This window comes from Streptomyces sp. NPDC023157, assembly GCF_055560575.1.
Window position 1 is genome coordinate 255213 of the sequence record NZ_JBVHIL010000006.1, and the last position, 22715, is coordinate 277927.

The 22715-nt window shown below is 76.2% G+C and carries 2 pseudogenes; both read left to right on the plus strand.

Annotated features, from left to right (window positions below):
- Positions 1 to 82 precede the first annotated feature (82 nt).
- Positions 83 to 10381 (plus strand): annotated as a pseudogene (locus tag ACZ3ZE_RS23105) (type I polyketide synthase); the annotation flags it as partial.
- Positions 10381 to 22659 (plus strand): annotated as a pseudogene (locus ACZ3ZE_RS23110) (type I polyketide synthase); the annotation flags it as partial. The pseudogenes ACZ3ZE_RS23105 and ACZ3ZE_RS23110, both read left to right, overlap by 1 nt.
- Positions 22660 to 22715 lie beyond the last annotated feature (56 nt).

Here is a 22715-nt window from a genome sequence, read left to right on the forward strand (position 1 = left end):
GCCCCCGACACCCGCCCCGCGCGACACGAGTGAGGATCCGATGGCCGACGACGAGAAGCTCGTCGAGTACCTGCGGTGGATGACCGCGGACCTGCAGGAGACCCGCCGCAGGCTCGACGAGGCCGAGACGGCCGCCCAGGAGCCGATCGCCGTCGTGGCGATGAGCTGCCGCCTGCCCGGCGGCGTCCGCTCGCCCGAGGAACTGTGGCGGCTGGTCGCCGACGGCACCGACGCCGTGACCGGCTTCCCCACCGACCGTGGCTGGGACCTCGACGCGCTGTACGACCCCGACCCGGACCACCCGGGGACCTCGTACACACGCCACGGCGGGTTCGTCGACGGCTACGCCGACTTCGACCCCGCGTTCTTCGGCATCAGCCCGCGCGAGGCCGTCGCCATGGACCCACAGCAGCGGCTGCTCCTGGAGGTGGCGTGGGAGGCGTTCGAGCGCGCGGGGATCCCCGCCGAGCGGATGCGGGGCAGCCGCACCGGCGTGTTCGCCGGGGTCATGTACCAGGACTACGGCAGCCGGGTGCGGCGGCCCGACGAGGAGACCGAGGGCTACCTCGGCACCGGCAGCGCGGGCAGCGTCGCCTCCGGCCGTATCGCCTACACCTTCGGCCTGGAAGGCCCGGCCGTCACGCTCGACACGGCCTGCTCCTCGTCCCTCGTCGCCGTGCACCTCGCCGCCCAGGCGCTGCGCCAGGGCGACTGCGACCTCGCCCTGGCCGGCGGGGTGTCGCTGATGGCCACCCCGGCCACCTTCGTCGGGTTCAGCAGGCAGCGCGGCCTGGCGCCCGACGGGCGCTGCAAGGCGTTCGGCGCGGGCGCCGACGGCACCGGCTGGGCCGAGGGCGCCGGGTTGCTCCTCCTCGAACGCCTCTCCGTCGCCCGGGCCAACGGGCACCCCGTCCTGGCCGTCGTCCGGGGCAGCGCCGTCAACCAGGACGGCGCCAGCGGCGCGCTCACCGCCCCCAACGGACCCGCCCAGCAGGCCGTCATCGCCCGCGCCCTGGACAACGCGGGCCTTCAGCCCGCCGAGGTCGACGTCGTCGAGGCGCACGGCACCGGCACCACCCTCGGCGACCCCATCGAGGCCCAGGCGCTCACGGAGGCGTACGGACGCGAGCGGCCGGCCGGGCGGCCCCTCTGGCTCGGTTCGCTCAAGTCGAACATCGGGCACACCCAGGCCGCCGCCGGAGTCGCCGGCATGATCAAGACCATCATGGCGATGCGCCACGGCGTGTTGCCCAGGACCCTGCACGCCGACGAGCCCACCCCCCACGTGGACTGGGCCTCCGGCCCACTCGCACTGCTCACCGAGGCACGCCCCTGGCCCGCCCCCACCGGCGCGCCGCGCCGCGCGGGCGTCTCCGCGTTCGGGATCAGCGGCACCAACGCCCATGTCGTCCTTGAGGAGGCACCCGGGGCGGGGAGCGAGGCCGAGCCCGAGGTGGGGGACGAGCCCGAGCCCGGGGCGGGGTCCGAGCCTGGGCCCGGTTCCGCGCAGGAAGCGGAGGCGGGCCCTGGTGCCGGCTCCCGTACCGATACCGGGGATACAGAAGGCAGCGGCCCGGCGGCAACCGGACTCCCGCCCCTGTGGACGCTGTCCGCCCGGACCGCCGAAGCCCTCCAGGCCCAGGCCGAGCGCCTGGCCGGGCACGTCCGCGCGTACCCGGAACTGCGGCCCGAGGACATCGGCTGGTCGCTCGCCCGGACCCGTACCGCCTTCCCGTACCGCGCCACGGCCGTCGGCGGCGACCGCGAGGAACTCCTCGCCGCCGTCGACGCGCTCGCCGCCGGCGCCACCGCTCCCGGCACCGCGCGGGCCCTCGCCGGGAGCGGCAGGGTCGCCCTCGTCTTCCCGGGCGCCGGGGCCGGCTGGTCCGGCCGCCTGGCCGGTGAACTGCTCGACTTCTCACCCGTGTTCGCCCGGCGGATCGACGCGTGCGCGGAGGCCCTGCGCCCCTTCACCGACTGGTCGCTGACCGACGTCCTGCGGGGCGCGCCCGGTGCTCCGGCGGCGGACCGCGTCGACATCGCCCAGCCCGCGCTGTGGGCCGTGATGGTCGCGCTGGCAGCCCTGTGGGAGTCCTCCGGCATCGAGATCTCCGGGGTCGTCGGACACTCCCAGGGCGAGATCGCCGCAGCCGCCGTCAGCGGGGCGCTGACACTGTCGGACGCGGCGCGCGTGGTGGCCCGGCGCTCCCAGGCACTCGCCGCCATCACCGGGCGCGGTGGTCTGCTCTCGGTCGCCGCCTCCGCCCGCGACGTACGCGCCCTCATGGCCGAACTCGGTGCGACGCGGGGCTCCCTGTCGATCGCGGTGCTCAACGGTCCGCGTTCCGTCGTCGTCTCCGGCCCCCCGGCCGACCTGGACGCGCTGCACGCCCGGTGCGAGGCCGCCGGGGTGCGCGCCCGGCGCCTCTCCGTGGACTACGCCGCCCACTCGCCGGAGGTCGAGGCGGTACGGGAGGAGCTGTCCGCCGCCCTCGCGCCCGTGGTGCCGCGCGAGGCCCGGCTCCCCGTCTACTCCGCCGCCACCGGCGCGCCCGTCGAACCCGCCGGCCAAGACGCCGCGTTCTGGTACCGGAGCCTGCGCGAGCCGGTGCGGTTCGAGGAAGCCACCCGCAGCATGCTGGAGGACGGCTTCGACCTCTTCGTCGAGTGCAGTCCCCATCCCGTCCTCACGCAGGCCCTGTACGAGACCGCCGAGGACGCCGGTGCCGACATCGCGGTCGTGGGTTCCCTCCACCGTGACGACGCCGGCCCGCGCCGGTTCGCCGGAGCGGTCGCCGAGGTGGTGGCCGCCGGCGCACGACTGGACGCCGACCGGTACTTCGGCCCGGCCCGCCGCGTCGAGCTCCCCACGTACGCCTTCCAGCGCACCCGCCTCTGGCTGCCCGGCGACGACGTGCCCAGGCCCATGTCCACCCCCGCCGCCGGTGTCCCGGGTGCGGGCGCGGACACGGGGCCGTGGCGCCTCGCCGTCACGGAACCCGGCAACCTGGCCAGCCTCGTCGCCGTGCCCGCGCCGGACGTCCGGCGCGCTCTCGCTCCGTACGAGATCCGGGTCGGGGTGAAGGCCACGGGCCTGCACTTCGGCGACGTGCTGACGGGGCTCGGCCTTGCGGCATTCGGCTCGTTCGGCTCGGTCGGCGGGGACGGTCCGTTGGGTGCGGTGGGCGCCGTGGGTGCGGCGGGCGCGTCGAGCGGAGGGCTCGGGGCCGAGGCAGCCGGAGTGGTCCTGGAGACGGGGTCAGAGGTCACCGAACTCGCCCCAGGTGACCGGGTGATGGGCCTCTTCCCCGAGGGCGCCGCCGGGCCCGTCGGGGTCACCGACCACCGTTTCGTGGCTGCGATGCCGACGGGCTGGACCTTCGCCCAGGCCGCCGCCGCCCCACTCGTTCATCTGACTGCCCACCACGCCCTGTTCGGACTCGGCGCGCTCGCCCCGGGCGACACGGTCCTGGTCCACGCGGCGAGCGGCGGCACCGGTCTCGCGGCGGTGCGGCTCGCCCGCCACCACGGGGCACAGGTCCTCGCCACCGACGCCCCCGGCGCGATGGCGGCCCTGCACGCCCTGGGACTGTCCGAGGACCGGATCGCCTCCTCCGCCACGCCCGGGTTCGCCGAACCGCTCCTTAAAGCGACCGACGGACGCGGAGCGGACGTCGTGGTCAACTGCCTGACGGGCGAGCACATCGACGCGGGCCTGCGGCTGCTGCCCCGAGGCGGGCGCTTCGTCGAGACCGGCCGCACCGAACGCCGCGAGCCCGCCCGGATCGCCGCGGACCACCCCGGCGTCCGCTACCTGGTGGCCGACCTGGCCGAAGCGGGACCCGACCGCGTCCAGTCGGCCCTCGCCGAGCTCGCCCCGCTGTTCGCCGACGGCACGCTGCCCCCGCCGGACGTCCCGAGCTGGCCGACGGAACGAGCGGCCGATGCCCTGGACCACCTCGCCGAGGCCCGGCACACCGGACAGGCGGTCCTGCTCGCCCCGCCCGCAGCCGCGCCCGCGCAGGTCACCTCGACACAGCCCGCCCCGACCTACACGGCGACGCTGCGCGCGCTCGCCGCCCCCGACCGCCGCCCCCACCTGGTCCGCCTCGTCCGCACGGAGGCCGCGGCGGTGCTCGGCCACGCGGACGCCGACGCGATCGGCTCCGACGCGCGTTTCCAGGACCTCGGGATCGACTCGCTCACCGCCGTCCAGCTACGGAACCGGCTCGCCACCGCCACCGGACTCCGCCTCCCAGCCACCCTCGTCTTCGACCACCCGACGCCCGGAGCCGTCGCCGACCACATCCTGACGCTCGGGGCGGGGGAACCACCGGCGCCCACCTCCCCGCCCACCGACTCGCCTGACGCACCCGACGCGTCCGTCGCATCCGTCGACGCCGACCCCGTCGTGATCGTCGGGATGAGCTGCCGCTTCCCCGGCGGAGTCAGCTCTCCCGAGGACCTCTGGCGCGTCCTCGACTCCGGTGCCGACGTCATCGAGGAGTTCCCCCGTGACCGCGGATGGAACCTCGCCGAGCTGTTCCACCCCGACCCCGACCGCCCCGGCACCACGTACGCGCGGCACGGCGGCTTCGTCGACGGCGTCGCCGACTTCGACGCGGGCTTCTTCGGGATCTCGCCGCGCGAAGCCCTCGCCATGGACCCGCAGCAGCGCCTGCTCCTGGAGGCGACGTGGGAGGCGTTCGAACGCGGCGGCATCGACCCCGAGTCGGCCGCCGGAGCGTCCGTGGGCGTCTTCGTGGGCACCAACGGCCAGGACTACCCGAGGGTGCTGGCCACCGGGAAGGACGACCTGGAGGGGTACGTCGGGACCGGAAACGCGGCGAGCGTCCTCGCCGGGCGCCTCGCGTACGCCTTCGGCTTCGACGGCCCGGCCGTCACCCTGGACACCGCCTGCTCCTCCTCCCTCGTCGCCCTGCACTGGGCCGCGCAGGCGCTGCGCCGGGGCGAGTGCTCGCTCGCCCTGGTCGGCGGCGCCACCCTCATGACCAGCCCTTTGCTGTTCACTGAGTTCAACAGGCAGAAGGTGCTGTCGCCCGGCGGCCGAGCCCGGTCCTTCTCGGCGGACGCGGACGGCACGAGCTGGAGCGAGGGCGTCGGGGTGCTCCTCGTCGAGCGCCTGTCGGACGCCCGCCGTCTCGGGCACCGGGTGCTCGCCGTCGTCCGGGGCTCCGCCGTCAACTCCGACGGCGCCAGCAACGGCCTCACGGCCCCCAACGGCCCCGCCCAGGAACGGGTGATCCGGCGCGCGCTCGCCGACGCCGGTCTGACACCCGGGCAGGTCGACGCGGTCGAAGCGCACGGCACGGGCACGAAACTCGGCGACCCGATCGAGGCGCAGGCCCTGCTCGCGACCTACGGGGCCGAGCGCCCCGAGGACCGGCCCCTTTGGCTGGGCTCCGTGAAGTCGAACATCGGCCACACCCAGGCCGCGTCCGGCGTCGCCGGCATCATCAAATTGGTTGAGGCGATGCGGCACGAGCGTCTTCCGAAGACCCTGCACCTGACCGAGCCGAACCCGCACGTCGACTGGGCGTCCGGCGCGGTCGAACTGCTCACCGAGGCCCGCCCGTGGCCCCGGGGCGAGGCCCCGCGCAGGGCCGGCGTGTCCTCGTTCGGCATCAGCGGCACCAACGCCCACGTCGTGATCGAGGAACCGCCGACGGAGACAGGCGTGGGGGAGCCGGCGACGGAGACCGCCGTGCGGGGATCGGCGATCGAGACCGCCGTGGGGGAGTCGGCGACTGCGACCGCCGTGCGGGGACCGGCGATGGAGACCGCCGCGGGGGACCTGCCGGGGGAGACCGGTGTGAGGGAGCCGGCGCCCCAGACCGTCGGCTCCGAGACCCGCCCCGTCCCGTGGGTGCTCTCCGCGAGGACCCCGGAAGCGCTGCGCGCCCAGGCCCGCGCGCTCGCCGCCCGGCTGGCGGACACCCGGCCCGAGCCGCGCCCCCTGGACGTCGGCTGGTCCCTCGCCACGACCCGCGCCGCCCTCCGCCACCGCGCGGTCGTCACAGCCGAGGACCCGGCCGCCAACCTGGCCGCGCTCACGGCGCTGGCCGAGGGCCGTGAGGCTCCTGGGGCGGTCCGTGCCGAGGCACGCGAGGGGCAACGCCTCGCGTTCGTCTTCGCCGGGCAGGGCAGCCAGACCGTCGACATGGGCCGGGACCTGTACGCCGCCCACCCCGTCTTCGCAGCCGCCTTCGACGCGGCGTGCACAGCACTCGACCCGCACCTCACTCGACCCCTGAGGGAAGTGGTCTTCGCCGAGGACGCCCAGCACGCCGAGGACGCCGAGCACGCCGACGTCATCGGGGATCCGGAGGCCCGGCAGGCCCGGATCGACCGCACCGAGTACGCCCAGCCCGCCCTGTTCGCCTTCGAGGTGGCACTGTTCCGGCTCCTGGAGTCCTGGGGGGTCGTGCCCGAGCTCCTGGCCGGTCACTCGGTCGGCGAGATCGGGGCCGCCCATGTGGCGGGGGTGCTCTCCCTCTCCGACGCCGCCGAACTCGTCGCCGCCCGGGGCCGACTGATGCAGGCGCTACCCGAGGGCGGCGCCATGGCCGCCGTCGGAGCAGACCCCGACGAGGTGGCCGCCCTACTCGCCGGAGCAAAGGCCAAGGCAAAGGCCAAGGCCAAGGCCGAAGTCGAGGCCAAGGCAGAGGCCGAGGTGCGCGTCGACGGCGACACCGACCTCGTCGGGATCGCGGCTGTCAACGGCCCCCGCTCCACCGTCCTGTCCGGCGCACGCGACGCGCTGGCGCCCCTGGTCGCCGAGCTCGCGGACCGGGGCCACCGGGTGTCCTGGCTCCGGGTGAGCCACGCCTTCCACTCCCCGCTGATGGACCCGATGCTGGACGCGTTCGCGCGCGTCACCGAACGGCTGACCTACCACCCGCCGCGCATCCCGGTCGTCTCCACCCTCACCGGGCGCCCGGCGAGCGACGCCGAGCTGTGCTCGCCCGCGCACTGGGTACGCCATGTCCGGGGCACCGTACGGTTCCACGACGCGGTCCGTGCCCTCGACGAGGCCGGCGCGACGGCGTACCTGGAGGTGGGCCCGCTCGGCGGACTCGCTTCCGCCATTGCAGACGGCCTGGACGGCGGCCAGGGCACGGTCGTCGTCGCCGCGCAGCGCAAGGACCGCCCCCAGGAGGCCTCGCTGCTGCAGGCCCTCGGCCTGCTGCACGCGCACGGCGCCCCGGTGGACTGGCGCGCCGTCCTCGGTGGGCGCGGTGCGCGGGTCGTCGACCTCCCCACGTACGCCTTCCAGCGCAGCCGCTACTGGCCGCGCCGGAACCTCACCGGACACGGCGCGCCGGGCGCCTTCCCGGCCGGCGCGCAGGACACCGGACACCCGGTGCTGGACCCGTTCGTACAGCTCGCCGACGGGGACCGGTGGCTGGCCACGGGCCGTGTGGCGGTGACCGCGCTGCCCTGGCTCGCCGAGCACGAGATCTTCGGTGCGACGGTGGTGCCCGGCACGCTGTGGGTGGAACTGGCCGTACGGGCCGGGGCGGCGGTCGCCCTCCCGGCGGTACGCGAACTCACCCTCCACGCACCGCTGTTGCTCGCCTCCGACGACACCGGCGAAGCAGTCGCTGCTGTCGCCCTGCAAGTGCTGCTCGGTGAGCCGGACGATTCCGGCGCGAGGCCGCTCCACATCTACGCCCGTCCTTCCGATGACGCCATGTCCGGAGCGGGGGAGTGGACCCTGCACGCGAGCGGCACCCTCGCAGCCGACTCTCCGCCCACGGCCACGCCCATGGCCGGCGGCCTGCGCGACTGGCCGCCGACCGGCGCCGATTCCGTACCGGTGGACAGCCTGTACGAGGACTTCGCCACCCAAGGCGTACGGTACGGCCCGCTGTTCCGGGGCGTCCGGGCGGCGTGGCGGGACGGTGACGTGCTGTACGCGGAGGTGACCCTCCCGGACGACGCCGACCCCGGGACCTTCGCCCTGCACCCGGCGCTGTGGGACGCGGCGCAGCACCTGGCCGCGATGGACGGCTTGGGCTCCGGTTCGGGGGCGGCCGTGCCGTTCTCCTGGGCGGGCGTACATCTGCACGCCGCCGGGTCCACGCGGCTACGGGTGCGGATCGCACCGGTCGGTGAGTCCACGGTGACGATGGAGCTCGCCGACACCCACGGCGACCCGGTGCTCGCGGTCGAACGCCTCACCGCGCGCCGGGCGTCCGCCCAGCAGATGGGCGGCACGGGCACCCAGCGGACCGGCGCCCTGTACAGCCTCGACTGGCTGCCGCAGGACCTGGCCCGGACCGGCGAACCGCCCACGCTGACCTGGCTCGGCGACGCCACGCCGCCCGAACCGCTCGGCCCTCTCCTCGCCGCTCCGTCCGCGCGCGAGGCCGCCTTCACCCTCGTACCGGTCACGGCCCCGGACGACGCCGACCCGGCACGGTTCGCGGCCGCCGCGACGAGGGCGCTCTCAGCGGTACGGTCCTGGCTCGCCGACGAGGAAGGCCCGGCTCAGGGGCAGCTGGTGCTGCTCACCACCGGCGCGGTCGCCTGCGCCCCCGACGAGCGCGTGGACAGTCCGGCCCGCTCGGCGGTCTGGGGCCTGACCCGCGCCGCACAGGCCGAGTACCCCGGGCGGGTCGTCGTGGCGGACGTGGACGGTGCCGAAGCCACCTGGGCGGCCCTGCCGACGGCTCTCGCCTCGGGCCACGAACAGTTCGCCCTGCGCGCGGACCGCCTGTCCGTACCGCGACTGGCCCTCGCCGACGAGCCGACGCGCGGACCCGCCGACGTGCCCGCCTCCAGGGCGGACGCCGCTCGCCCCGGCGATGGCGCGGGGAACGACGTCCGGCCCGTCCCCCCGGCCCGTCCCGGGTCCGTCACAGCCCCTGAGGGCTCGGGGAGCGACGCCCCGTACGTCCTCGACCCCGACGGCAGCGGGAGCGATGCCCGGCCCGCCCTGGACCCGGAAGGCACCGTGCTCGTCACCGGCGGTACGGGGGACCTCGGCGCGCTCGTCGCCCGCCACCTCGTCACGGCGCACGGTGTCCGGGGGCTCCTCCTCGCGAGTCGTCGCGGGCCGGACGCCGAAGGGGCCGCGGAGCTCGTCGCGGAACTGCGCGCGGCGGGAGCGGAGGTGACGCTGGCGGCCTGCGACGTGGCGGACCGCGAGGCGCTGTCCGCCCTGCTCGCGGCCGTACCGGCAGAGCGGCCGCTGACGGCGGTGGTGCACGCCGCCGGCGTCCTCGACGACGGCGTGATCGCCACCCTCACCCCGGAGCGCCTGGCGCGCGTCATGGCCCCCAAGGCCGCCGCCGCCCTGCACCTGCACGAGCTGACGAAGGACCGGGACCTGGCGGCCTTCGTCCTGTTCTCCTCCGCGTCGGCCGTCCTCGGCTCCGCCGGTCAGGCCGCCTACGCCGCCGCCAACGGCTTCCTCGACGGACTCGCCCGGTGGCGGGCGGCCGAGGGGCTGCCCGCGACCTCGATCGCCTGGGGCCTGTGGGAGCAGGCCGGGCGCGGTATGGCGGGCGGACTCACCGAGGCCGAGCGGAACCGGATCGTCCGCGCGGGGTTCGGGGCGATCTCGCGGGACATCGGGCTCGCCCTCTTCGACCAGGCCCTGCGCCGGCCCGAACCCGAGCTCGTCGCGGCCCGCTTCGACGTGTCCGCGCTGAGGGCACGCCGTGCGGAAGCCGCCTTCCCCGCCGTCCTCCGCTCCCTGGTGCGCCCCCTGCCCGGCGCGGCCAACGGCACTGCGCCCGGCGGAGCCGCAGCGCCCGCCGACCGGACGACCGCCGAGGGCCCCGCGCTCGCCGAGCGGCTGCGGCCGCTGGACGACGCCGGGCGCGAGTCCCTGCTGCTCGACCTGGTGCTCACCCAGACCGCCCTGGTCCTCGGCCACAGCACACCGAGGGCCGTCGCGGCGGACCGGCCGTTCACCGAGTCGGGACTCGACTCCCTCGGCGCCGTGGAGATCCGGGGCCGGCTGGAGGCGGCCACCGGCGTCCGGCTGCCGGTCACGGCGGTCTTCGACCACCCCACCCCCGTGGCCCTCGCCGGGTGGCTCAAGGACGAACTCGTCCCGGCAGGACCCGGGGCCGCCGACACCGCACTCGCCGACCTCGACCGGCTCCGGGACACGCTCCCCGAACTCGCCGCGGACCCCGGGGCGGCCGAACCGGTCCGGCTGCGGCTCAAGGCCCTGCTCGCGGCCTTGGACCAGGCCACCGCCCGGGCGGACGCCTCAGCGGGCCCGGCCGACCCGACCGTACGCACCGGTGCCGACGACCACCACGCCCTGGACGCCGACGAGCTCGACGCCGCCGACATCGATCAACTGCTCGCCATCATCGACGAGGAACTGGGGGACGCCTGATGACGGGCACCACGGGTACGACGGGCACCACCGGCACCGCGGGCACCACGGGCGCCGCGGGTGCGGCCGGCACCACTGGCCCCACGGGCACGACTCCCGGGTCCGACAAGGTCCTGGACTCGCTCAAGCGGCTGACCGCCGAACTCCGTCAGACGCGTAAACGCCTGCGCGACACCCAGGACGCGGCCCGCGAGCCCATCGCCGTCGTCGGCATGGCCTGCCGCTACCCCGGCGGCGTCCGCACCCCCGAGGACCTGTGGCGGCTCGTGTCGCAGGGCCGCGACGCGGTGTCCGCGTTCCCCACCGACCGTGGCTGGGACCTGGAAGCCCTGCACGGCCCCGATGCCGACGCCACGGGCACGAGCGACGCGCACGCGGGCGGTTTCCTCTACGACGTCGCCGACTTCGACCCGGCGCCCTTCGGCATCGGACCGCGCGAGGCGACGGCCATGGACCCCCAGCAGAGGCTGCTCCTGGAGACCGCGTGGGAGGCGTTCGAGCACGCGGGCATCGACCCGGCGACCCTGCGCGGCAGCAGAACCGGTGTGTACGCGGGGGTCATGTACCACGACTACGCCGCCCGGCTGCCCGAACTCCCCGAGGAGGTCATGGGCTACCTCGGCACCGGGACCTCCGGCAGCATCGCCACCGGACGCGTCGCGTACACCTTCGGCCTGGAGGGACCGGCCGTCACGGTGGACACGGCCTGTTCCTCTTCCCTCGTCGCGCTCCACCTCGCCGTCACCGCGCTGCGCCGCGGCGAGTGCTCCCTCGCCCTGGCGGGCGGCGCGACGGTCATGGCCTCGCCGTTGCCGTTCGTCGACTTCAGCCGCCAGGAGGGCCTGGCCTCGGACGGGCGCTGCAAGTCCTTCTCGGCCGCCGCCGACGGTACGGGCTGGGCGGAGGGCGCCGGGATGCTCCTGGTGGAGCGGCTGTCGGACGCCCGCCGTCTCGGGCACCGGGTGCTCGCCGTGATCCGGGGCACGGCCGTGAACTCGGACGGGGCGAGCAACGGCCTCACCGCGCCCAACGGACCCGCGCAGCAGCGGGTGATCCGGCAGGCGCTCGCCGACGCGGGTCTCGCGGCGGGCGATGTGTCGGCGGTGGAGGCGCACGGCACGGGCACGAAGCTGGGCGACCCGATCGAGGCGCAGGCGCTCCTCGCCACCTACGGCGCGGGACGCCCCGAGGACCGGCCCCTGTGGTTGGGCTCCCTGAAGTCGAACATCGGCCACACGCAGGCCGCCGCGGGCGTGGGCGGCGTGATGAAGATGATCCTCGCCCTCAGGGAGGAGGAGCTGCCGAGGACGCTCCACGTGGACGCGCCCAATCCGCACGTGGACTGGGCGGCGGGAGCTGTCGAACTCCTCACGGAGGCCCGCCCGTGGCCGAGGGGTGAGGCCCCGCGCCGGGCGGGCGTGTCCTCGTTCGGCTTCAGTGGCACCAACGCCCACGTCGTGGTCGAGGAGCCCCCGGCCGCCGAGGACGCACGGGACGGTGCGTTGTCCGCGCGTACGACGGGGGTGGCGGCCCGGGCCGCCGAGGACACGCCGGAGAGTGCGCCGTCCGCCCGTACGACACCGAGCGCGGCGGCAGCTCCGGCAACAGCGGCTCCGGAAACGGCGGCTCCGGCAGCGGCGGAAGCCTCCACAGACGCCCCCGAGGCACCCGCCACGCCCGTCACACCCGCCACGTCCCCCGGCCCGCCCCCGCTCTGGGCCTTGTCGGCCGTCACGGAGCAGGCCCTGCGCGCCCAGGCCGGGAAGCTCTCCGCGTACCTGCGCCGCCGCCCCGGGCACCGTCCCCTCGACGTCGGGTACTCCCTGCTCACCACCAGGAAGGCCCTGGAGCACCGGGCGGTCCTGGCCGGCCGCGACCGCGAGGAACTCCTCCGGGACCTGGAGGCCTTCGCGTCCGGTCGCCCCACCACCGCGCTGCGGCACGACCGCTCCGTGCCGGGCCCCGTGGCCATGATGTTCACCGGCGGCGGCAGCGGCCGAACCGGCATGGGCCGGGAACTGTATGCCGCGTTCCCGGCGTTCGCGGAGGCGTTCGACGCCGTCTGCGCCGAGCTGGACCGGCACCTGCCGCATCCGCTGCGGCCCGTGGTCCTGGGCGCGGGCAAGGCCGAGGGCGGCGGACCCGGTGCGGAGCACGCCGCCCGCCTCCTCGCGGGGCAGGCGTACGCCCAGCCCGCGCTGTTCGCGATCGAGGTGGCGCTGTACCGGTTGTTCGCCTCCTGGGGCGTCGAACCCGACCACGTCCTCGGCCACTCGGGCGGCGAACTGGCCGCCGCCCACGTCGCCGGGGTGCTCACCCTGTCCGACGCCGCGGCCCTGGTCGCGGCGCGCGGGCGGCTCACCCAGGAACTCGCCCCCGGCGGGGCGATGGTGGCGGTCGCCGCCTCGGCGGAGGAGGTCCGCCCCCTGCTGACCCACGGTGTGGAGATCGCCGCCGTGAACAGCCCGGGGGCCGTGGTCCTGGCGGGCGACGAGGAGCCGGTCACGGCCCTCGCCGCAGCCCTCGCCGCCCAGGGCCGCAGGACCCGCCGTATCGACGTCAGTTACGCCTCGCACTCCGCCCGCGTCGAGCCCATGCTCGACGCGCTGCGGGAGGCGGCCACGGGCCTGGACTACCGGCCGCCCCGCATCGGCTTCGTCTCCACCGTCACCGGCCGCCCGGTGGACGAGAAGGAGCTGTGCACCCCCGACTACTGGGTACGCAACGCCCGCCGGCCCGTCCTCTTCGCCGACGCCGTACGGCACTTGGCGGGCGAAGGCGTCCGCACGTTCCTGGAACTCGGCCCGACCGCCGCCCTCACCCCCATGGCGGAGGCCTGCCTCGACGGCACCGGCGCGGCGGCCCTGTCCGCGCAGCACGCCGACCACGACGAGGTGCTCGCCGCGACGACGGCCGTCGGCCGGCTCCACGCCCGCGGCGTCACCCTCGACCGGCAGGCCCTCTTCCGGGGCACGGGAGCGCGGAGCATCCAGCTCCCCACGTACGCCTTCCAGCGCACCCGCCACTGGCTGGAGGCACCCGCCCGGCGCCGCCTCGACGTGTCCGCCGCCGGGCTCGGATTCCCCGATCACCCTCTCCTCGGCGCGAGCGTCACGGTGGCCGACTCCGAGGAACTGCTCCTCACCGGGCGGCTCGCCCAGGGCACCCAGCCGTGGCTGTCCGACCACGCCGTCGGCGACCGGGTCCTCCTGCCCGGCACCGCGTTCCTGGAACTCGCCCTACGGGCCGCCCGGCAGGCCGACTGCGACACCGTCGACGAACTCACCCTGACCGCACCCCTGGTGATCCCCGCCGACGGCGCGGTACTCCTCCAGATCCGCGTCGGACCGCCCGACGGCGAGGGGCGCCGGGCGATCGAGGTGTACGCGCGTGAGGAAGACGGCCTGCCCGACCGGACCACCTGGGCACGCCACGCTTCCGGCACGCTGTCCGCCGCCGCGCAATCGGCCGCCGGTGAGGGCGGCGGTGGCGGTGCTGGTGATGGCGACGTCGACAGCGACCGTAAGGGCGGCGGCCTCGGCTCCGGCCAACGGCCTGGTGAGCTGTGGTCCGGCGACTGGCCGCCCGCCGCCGCGACCGCTCTCGACCTGGACGGCCTGTACGACCGGCTCGCCGCCGAAGGGCTGCGCTACGGCCCCGCGTTCCAGGGCCTGCGGGCCGTCTGGCGCCGCGACGACGAGACGACGGCCGAGGTGGCCCTGGACGCCGAGCAGGACCGGACCGCCGAGGCCTTCGGCCTGCACCCCGCGCTCCTCGACTCCGCCCTCCACGCCCTGACCTTGGGCGCGCTCCCGGAGACGGCGGACGGCCCCCTCCTGCCGTTCGCCTGGCGCGGGGTCCGGCTGCACGCCACCGGCGCCGGCCGGGCCCGCGCGCGCTTCACCCCCGCCGGTGCCGGCGCGGTGTCCGTCGAGGTCGCCGACCCGGCGGGCCGACCGCTGCTCAGCGTCGCGTCGCTGGCCCTGCGCCCGGCCGGGCGGCTCGCCACGAGCGCGGCCACGACGGCCCGCGAACCGCTCCTGCGGGTGGTGTGGTCGCCGCCCAGGGTGCCGACCGACGCGGCGGTGTACGGCGTGACCACACCGCTCGAAGAGGCGCTGACCGCCACGGCGGCGGCACCGCCCGACACTGTGCTCCTTCCGCTGCTCGAACCGCCCGCCGCGGCCACCCCCGCCCACGCCGCGAGCGAGGCCGCCGGGCACGTCCTGGAGCGCGTGCAGGCCTGGCTCGCCGCAGCCCACCTCGCCGACACCCGCCTGGTCGCCGTCACCAGCGGTGCCGTGGCGGCGGCGCCCGGCGAGGACGTGACGGACCTGGCGCACGCCGCCGCGCTGGGCATCCTGCGCTCGGCACAGTCGGAGCACCCCGGACGGATCGTGCTCGTGGACACGGACGACCCCGAAGCCCTGCCCCGTGACCTGCCGACGGCCCTCGCCACCGACGAACCGGCCCTCGCACTCCGCACGGGCCGCCTCCTCGTCCCCCGCCTGGCGCCGATCCCGGCTGCCTCCGACCCGGCCGCCACCTCCGCCGAAGCAGTCGCGGACGCCACCTCCGCTGACGCAGTCGCGGACGCCACCTCCGCTGACGCGGTCGCGGACGCCACCTCTGCCGAAGCGGTCCCCGATGCCGCCTCCGCTGACGCGGTCTCCGCCGCCGCGGACGCCGGCAGCGCCCCGCCCATCACCTCCGACCGCGCCACACCCCCGGACCGCGACCGCCGTACGCCGCCCCGCTCCGGCCACGGCCTGGGACCGGACGGCACCGTGCTGATCACCGGCGGCACGGGGGCCCTCGGCGCGCTCCTCGCACGTCACCTCGTCGTCGAGCACGGCGTGCGCGGACTGCTGCTGACCAGCCGCAGCGGTCCGGCCGCCCCCGGCGCCGCCGAACTGGCCGCCGAGCTGGAGGACCTGGGCGCCAGGGTGACGGTCGCCGCCTGCGACGCCTCCGACCGCGGGGCGCTCGCGGAACTGCTCGCGCGCATCCCGGTGGACCACCCCCTCACCGCCGTGGTCCACGCGGCGGGCGTCCTCGACGACGGCACCGTGGAGTCCCTCACCCCGGAGCGCGTACGCGCGGTGATGGCCCCCAAGGCCGAGGCCGCCTGGCACCTCCACGAGCTGACGCGGGACCGGGACCTCGCCGCGTGCGTGCTGTTCTCCTCCGCCGCCGGCCTGCTGGGCGCGCCCGGCCAGGCCAACTACGCGGCGGCCAACGGCTTCCTGGACGCCCTCGCCGTCCACCGCCGCCGCCTCGGCCTGCCCGCGCTCTCCCTGGCCTGGGGCCTGTGGGAGGGCGCGTCCGGGATGGTCGCGGAGGCCGACGCCGCCACCCGCCGGCGCATGGCCCGCCTGGGGATGCGCCCGATCCCCGCAGCGGAGGGCCTGGCGCTGTTCGACGCCGCTCTCACCAGCGACGTACCGGTGGCGGCCCCGCTGCACCTGGACCCGCGCAGATCCGCCACCGACGCCGCCTCCGTACCGGCGCTGCTGCACGATCTCGTACGGCCCGTCAGGCGCCGGTCGCGCCCCGCCGCGGCGGACGGGGGCGGGACCGCGCGACCGGCCCCCGTGCAGGGCCTCGCCGCCCTCCCCGAGGCCGAGCAGCTGCGCGAACTGACCGCGCTGGTACGCGGCGAGGCCGCGGCGGTCCTCGGACACGCCGCCGCAGGGGACGTGGCGGACGGCCGCAGCTTCTCCGAACTCGGCTTCGACTCGCTCGGCGCGATCGAGCTCCGCAACCGGCTGACCGCGGCCACCGGACTGCGGCTGCCCACGACCATGGTCTTCGACCACCCCACCCCCGGCGCGCTCGCCGCCCATCTGCGCCCGCGCCTGTTCGGCCCGCCCGCGACCGCCGCCCTGCCGGGCGCCCCCGACCCTGCCCTCGCCCGCCGCCGCGCCGCGTCGGACCGGGACGAGCCCATCGCCATCATCGGCATGGCCTGCCGCTACCCGGGCGGGGTGACCTCCCCCGAGGAGCTGTGGGAACTGGTGCTGTCCGGCCGCGACGCCGTCACCGACATGCCGCGCGACCGGGGTTGGGACATCGACGGACTGTACGACCCCGCCCCCGATCCGGCGGGCCGCCGACGCGGCACGTTCAGCACGCGCCAGGGCGGATTCCTGGACGGGGCCGCCGAGTTCGACGCGGGCTTCTTCGGCATCAGCCCGCGCGAGGCCCTGGCCATGGACCCGCAACAGCGCCTGCTCCTGGAAGTGTCCTGGGAAGCGATCGAGCGAGCCAGGATCGACCCGCGTACGGTCCGGGGCACCGGCACCGGCGTCTTCACCGGCGTGATGTACCACGACTACGGATCCTGGGTGAGGCAGCCGCCGGAGGAGGTCGAGGGCTATCTCGGCGCCGGCACCGCGGGCAGCGTCGCCTCGGGGCGCGTCGCCTACGCGCTCGGCCTGGAAGGCCCCGCGGTCACCGTGGACACGGCCTGCTCGTCCTCCCTGGTCGCCCTGCACCTCGCCGCGCAGGCGCTGCGCGCGGGGGAGTGCTCCCTGGCCCTGGCCGGCGGCGTCACCGTCATGGCGACCCCGGGCCCCTTCATCGAGTTCAGCCGCCAGCGCGGCCTCGCCCCGGACGGGCGCTGCAAGTCCTTCGCCGCCTCGGCCGACGGCACGGGCTGGGCCGAGGGCGTCGGCGTCCTCCTCGTCGAGCGCCTCTCCGACGCCCGCCGCCTCGGCCACCCCGTCCTCGCCGTCGTCCGGGGCTCCGCCGTCAACCAGGACGGCGCCAGCAACGGCCTGACCGCGCCCAGCGGACCCGCGCAGCAGCGGGTGATCCGCCAGGCGCTGGCCGCCGCGGGCCTCACCCCCGGACAGGTCGACGCGGTGGAGGCGCACGGCACGGGCACCGTCCTCGGCGACCCGATCGAGGCGCAGGCGCTCCTGGCCACGTACGGCAGTGAGCACACCGCCCGGCAGCCCCTCTGGCTCGGCTCGCTCAAGTCGAACATCGGCCACGCCCAGGCCGCGGCGGGAGTCGGCGGCCTGATCAAGATGGTGCAGGCGATGCACCACGGAACGCTGCCCCGCACCCTCCACGTGGACCAGCCCACGCCGCACGTGGACTGGTCGGGCGACGGCGTACGCCTGCTGACGGAGGCCACGAGCTGGCCCGACACGGGGGAGCCGCGCCGGGCCGGTGTGTCGTCCTTCGGGATCAGCGGCACCAACGCCCACGTCATCATCGAGCAGGCGCCGGAGAACCTGCCCGCCGACGTGCCCGCCGGTCTGCCCGTCCCCGAACCGGCCCCGGTCCCAGACGCGGGCGCCGCTCTCACCGCTCCCGTACGCCCGGGGGACACCCCGGACGAGGCCGAGCCGTGGCTCCTGTCGGCCGAGACACCGCAGGCGCTCCGCGCGCAGGCCCGCCGACTGGCCGCGCACGCACGGGCTCTGACCTCACCCTCGCCGTCCGGGGCGACGGACCGCGACCTCGCGTTCAGCCTGGCCACCACCCGCGGCGCACTGCGCCACCGGGCGGCCGTCCTGACCGGCGGCCGCCTGGAGCGGGCCGCCGCGCTGGAACGGTTCGCCGACAGGGGCGCGACCGTCCCGGGGCGGCTGGTAGCCGGGCGGGCGGGCGAGGGCACCCTCGCGTTCCTCTTCAGCGGCCAGGGCAGCCAACGGCCCGGTATGGGCCGCGAACTGGCCGCCGTCGACCCGGTCTTCGCCGAGGCCCTCGACGAGACCTGCGCCGCCTTCGCCCCCCACCTGGACGTCCCGCTGCGCGACGTCCTGCTCGCCGAACCGGGCACCCCCACCGCCGCGCTCCTGGACCGGACCGAGTACACCCAGCCGGCGCTCTTCGCGATCGAACGGGCGCTGCTGCGCCGCCTCGACACGTGGGGGCTGAGGCCCGACGTCGTGGCCGGGCACTCGGTCGGCGAGTACGTCGCCGCGCACGCGGCCGGGGTGCTGGACCTCGCGGACGCCGCCAGGCTGGTGGCGGCACGGGGCCGCCTGATGCAGGAACTGCCCGGCGACGGGGCGATGACGGCGGTGGAGGCCACCGAGGAGGAGGTCGCCCCGCTGCTCTCCGACGGGGTGGCGCTCGCCGCGGTCAACGGCCCGGCCTCGGTGGTGCTCTCGGGCGACCCCGACGCCGTCGAGGCGGCGACCGCACGACTGGCCGAGTCGGGCCGGCGGACCCGGCGACTGCGCGTCGACCGAGCCTTTCACTCGGCGCACATGGACGCCATGCTCGACGCGTTCCGGAACGTCGTGGACGAGACCGACTTCCACCCGCCGACGCTGCCGTTCGTCTCCACGCTGACCGGGCGGCCCGCGCCCGCCGAGGAACTGTGCTCGCCCGCGTACTGGGTACGGCAGGCGAGGCAGCCGGTGCGGTTCAGAGAGGCCGTCGCTCGCCTGGAGGCCGACGGCGCGACCGTGTTCGTCGAGATCGGCCCCGGCGCCGCCCTGACCGCGGCGGCCCGCGACAGCCTCACCGACCGCGACCGTGCCGTGGTCACCCTGCTGCGGCCCGGGACGCCGGAGCCCCAGGCACTCGCCGCGGCCGTGGCCGAGGCGCACGTCGGTGGCGCGGTGGTCGACTGGACGGCGTACTTCGCCCACACCGGCGCCCGCCCCGTGGACCTCCCGACGTACGCGTTCCAGCGCCGCCGGTACTGGCTGGACGCCGAGTCCACGGAGTCCAAGGAGTCCAAGGAGTCCAAGGAGTCCACGGAGTCCACGGAGTCCACGGAGTCCAAGGAGTCCAGGGAGTCCAAGGAGTCGACGGCCCCTGGCCGGGACCACCCCGTCCTGGCGCCCGGCTTGTCCGCACCGGGCCTGGCCGGCACCGTGTTCGCCGGGGAACTGGACCCGCGGGCGCTGCCGTGGCTGGACCAGCACAGGGTCGCCGGGGCCGCGCTGCTGCCCGGCGCGGCCGTCGTGGAGCTCGCCCTGCGGGCGGGCGCCGAACTCGGCTGCCCGGTCGTCGACGACCTCGTCCTGGAGACCCCGCTCCTGGTGGACGGCCCGGCCGCCGTGCCGTTGCGGTTGTCCGTCGGGGATCCGGACGAGGACGGAACGCGCTCCTTCACCCTTTACGCCGCCGGCGGAGCGGACTGGACCCGCCACGCCACCGGCACCCTCGCCCCGGACAGCGACCGGGCGCTCTCGTCGGGCACCGGAGACGGGGCTTCCCCGGCTGTCACCGGCGCCTTCGACCCGGACGACGAAGAGGCGCCCGCCCCGGTCACCGCGCCTTGGCCGCCCGAGAAGGCCACCCCGCTCGGGCTCGACGGCGCATACGAGCGCTTGGCCGAGGCCGGGCTCGCGTACGGCCCCGCCTTCCGGGGCCTGCGGGCCGCGTGGCGTGACGGCGAGGACCTGCTCGCCGAGATCGTCCTGCCCGACGGCACCGCCCCCGGACGGTTCGGCATCCATCCGGCCCTCCTGGACGCCGCCCTGCACGTGCTGGGACTGGCCACGGACGAGGCGCCCGCCCCGGCGGCGCTCCCCTTCTCCTGGCGGGGCATACGGCTCCACACCACCGGGGCCCGGGAACTTCGGGCCCGCCTCACGCCCTTGACCGAGTCCGGCCCGTCGGGTCCGTCGGGTCCGCCGGGTCCGACCGGCGCGTCCGGCGCGCTGGCCCTGCACCTGACCGACCGCGCCGGCAACCCGGTCCTCACCGCGACGTCCCTGACCCTGCGCCCGGCTCCGGCGGCCGCCGGGTCGCTGCTCCGGCTCGACTGGCCGCCGCTGCCATTGCCCACGCCCGAGGCGGCCGACGGTCAGCTCACCGACCCCACCACCTGGGTGGTTCTCGGGCCCGACCTCCCCGCCCCGCCGCCGCCCGCCGAGGACGGCTTGGCCGACGCCCTGGGGGCGTTCACCTGGGTGCCCGACCTGACCCGCGTACCGGAAGACGCTGACGTCGTCCTCGTACCGTTCCCCGCGTCGGACACTCCGCTGGCCCCAGGCCCGGTCCTGCGGGCACTGGAGCTCGTGCAGGGCTGGCTGGCCGACGAGCGGCGGAAGGGCGCGCGGCTCGTGGTGGTCACCCGGCGCGCGGTGGCGGCCGGCGGCGACGAACAGGACGGGCCCGACCTGGCGCACGCGCCCCTGTGGGGCCTGCTCGGGTCGGCCGCGGCGGAGCATCCGGGGCGGTTCGCGGTGGTCGACGTCGACGGCACCGCCGCGTCCTGGCGTGCCCTTCCGGCCGCAGTGACCGCCGTCGCCCCGGGGGTGGACCGGCTGGCGATCCGGGACGGACAGCCGCGCATCCCGCGCCTGACGCCCTCCCCGATCACCTCTTCGGCCGCCTCCCCGTTCGGCGCCGACGGCACCGTGCTGATCACCGGAGCGGCAGGCGCGTTGGGCGGCCTGATCGCACGGCACCTCGTCTCGGCCCACGGCGTCCGTCGGGTCCTGCTGGTGGGCCGCCGGGCCGACGACCCGCGCTTGGACGGTCTGGCGGCGGAGGTGGGGCGGTCGGGCGCCACGGCGACCGTCGCCGGCTGCGACGTGGGGGACCGCGCAGCCCTGGCCGCACTTCTGGACACCGTCCCCGCCGAGCACCCTCTCACCGGCGTGGTGCACTGCGCGGGAGTCCTGGACGACGGCGTCGTCGCCTCCCTGACGCCCGAGCGGCTGGCACGGGTGCTGCACGCGAAGGCCGCGTCCGCCTGGCACCTGCACGAACTGACGCGCGAGCGGAAGATCTCCGCCTTCGTGCTGTTCTCGTCCGCCGCCGGCCTGCTCGGCGCGCCCGGTCAGGCCAACTACGCCGCTGCCAACACCTTCCTGGACGCCCTGGCTGCCCACCGACGGGCGCACGGCCTGCCGGGCCTGTCGCTGGCCTGGGGGCCCTGGGCCCTGGCAGACGGGATGGCGGGCGACGCCGAACGGCGCAGGACCGCCCGCGCCGGAGTGGAGGCGCTCACCCCCGAGCAGGGCCTCGCGCTCTTCGACGCCGCCGTCACCTCGGGGCTGCCCGCCCCCGTACTGGCGCCGCTCGCGCTCGCCCCGGGACGACTCGCGGCCCACGCCGACGACCCGGCACTGCCGCACCCCCTGCGCGCCCTGGCCCAGCCACGGCGACAGGACCGCACACAGGAGCCCGAGGCACCGGCCGCGCTGCGGGGCCCCGCCCGGGAGAGCGCGCTGCGCGAGCTCGTACGGACCGAGACGGCGAACGTCCTGGGCTTCCCGTCCCCGGACGAGGTGGATGAGCGCAGGTCGCTGCCCGAGCTGGGCCTGGACTCCCTCACGGCAGTGGAACTACGCAACCGACTGGACCGGGCGACCGGCCTGCGCCTCGCGGCGACGGTGGCCTTCGACCACCCGACGCTCCCGGGCCTCGTCGCCCACCTGCGGGACGAACTGGCACGGGGCACGGCGTCGCCCGCGCCCCAGGCGGAGCCCACGCTCCCTGGGGAGTCCACGCCCGGGCCGGCGCACGAGCCCGCTCGGACCCCCTCCACGGAGGACGGCATCGGCGCGCTGTTCCGCCGGGCGAGGGACACCGGACGCACCCTGGAGGGCATCGAACTGCTCCGCACCGCTTCCCGGTTCCTGCCGTCATTCACCGACGCTGCCGACCTGCCGAACCTGCCTGAGCCGGTACGCCTGGCGGCAGGCGACGGAAACCGGCTGCCGCTGTTGTGCTTCCCGCCGGTCGTGGCGCTGTCCGGACCGCACCAGTTCGCGCGCTTCGCGGGCGCGCTGCGCGGGCGGCGCGAGGTGCTGGCCCTGCCACAGCCCGGGTTCAGGCCGGGGGAGCCGCTGCCGGCCGACTGGGAGGCGGTCGTGGAGGTGCAGACGGCGGCGGTGCGCCGGTACGCGGCCGGGGGGCGGGTGGCTCTCCTGGGGTACTCGTCGGGCGGCTGGATCGCCCACGCGGTGGCGGTCCGCCTCGCCGAGACAGGACAGTCCCCGCACGCCCTGGTCCTGCTGGACACCTATCTCCAGCACGAGACCTCCACCACCCTCGCCGCCGCCCTCACGGACGGCCTGTTCACCAGGCACGGGGATACGACGGCAGTCGTCGGCCCCTCGCTCACGGCGATGGGTGCCTATCTGCGGGTGTTCGAAGACTGGATCCCTGGCACCCCTACCTCACTCACCTCACCCACCACCCCCACCCTCTTCCTGCGCGCGGCCAATCCCCCGGCCGGTGCCGAGGCCGAACCGCGGCCCTCCTGGGCTGCGGGCGCCACGACGCAGGAGACCCCCGGCGACCACTTCTCGATGCTCGAAGAACACGCCGCGACCACCGCGCGAGCCGTCCACGACTGGCTCGACGGCCGGCACGGCACCGTCCATCACGTACAGGAGCCCACACC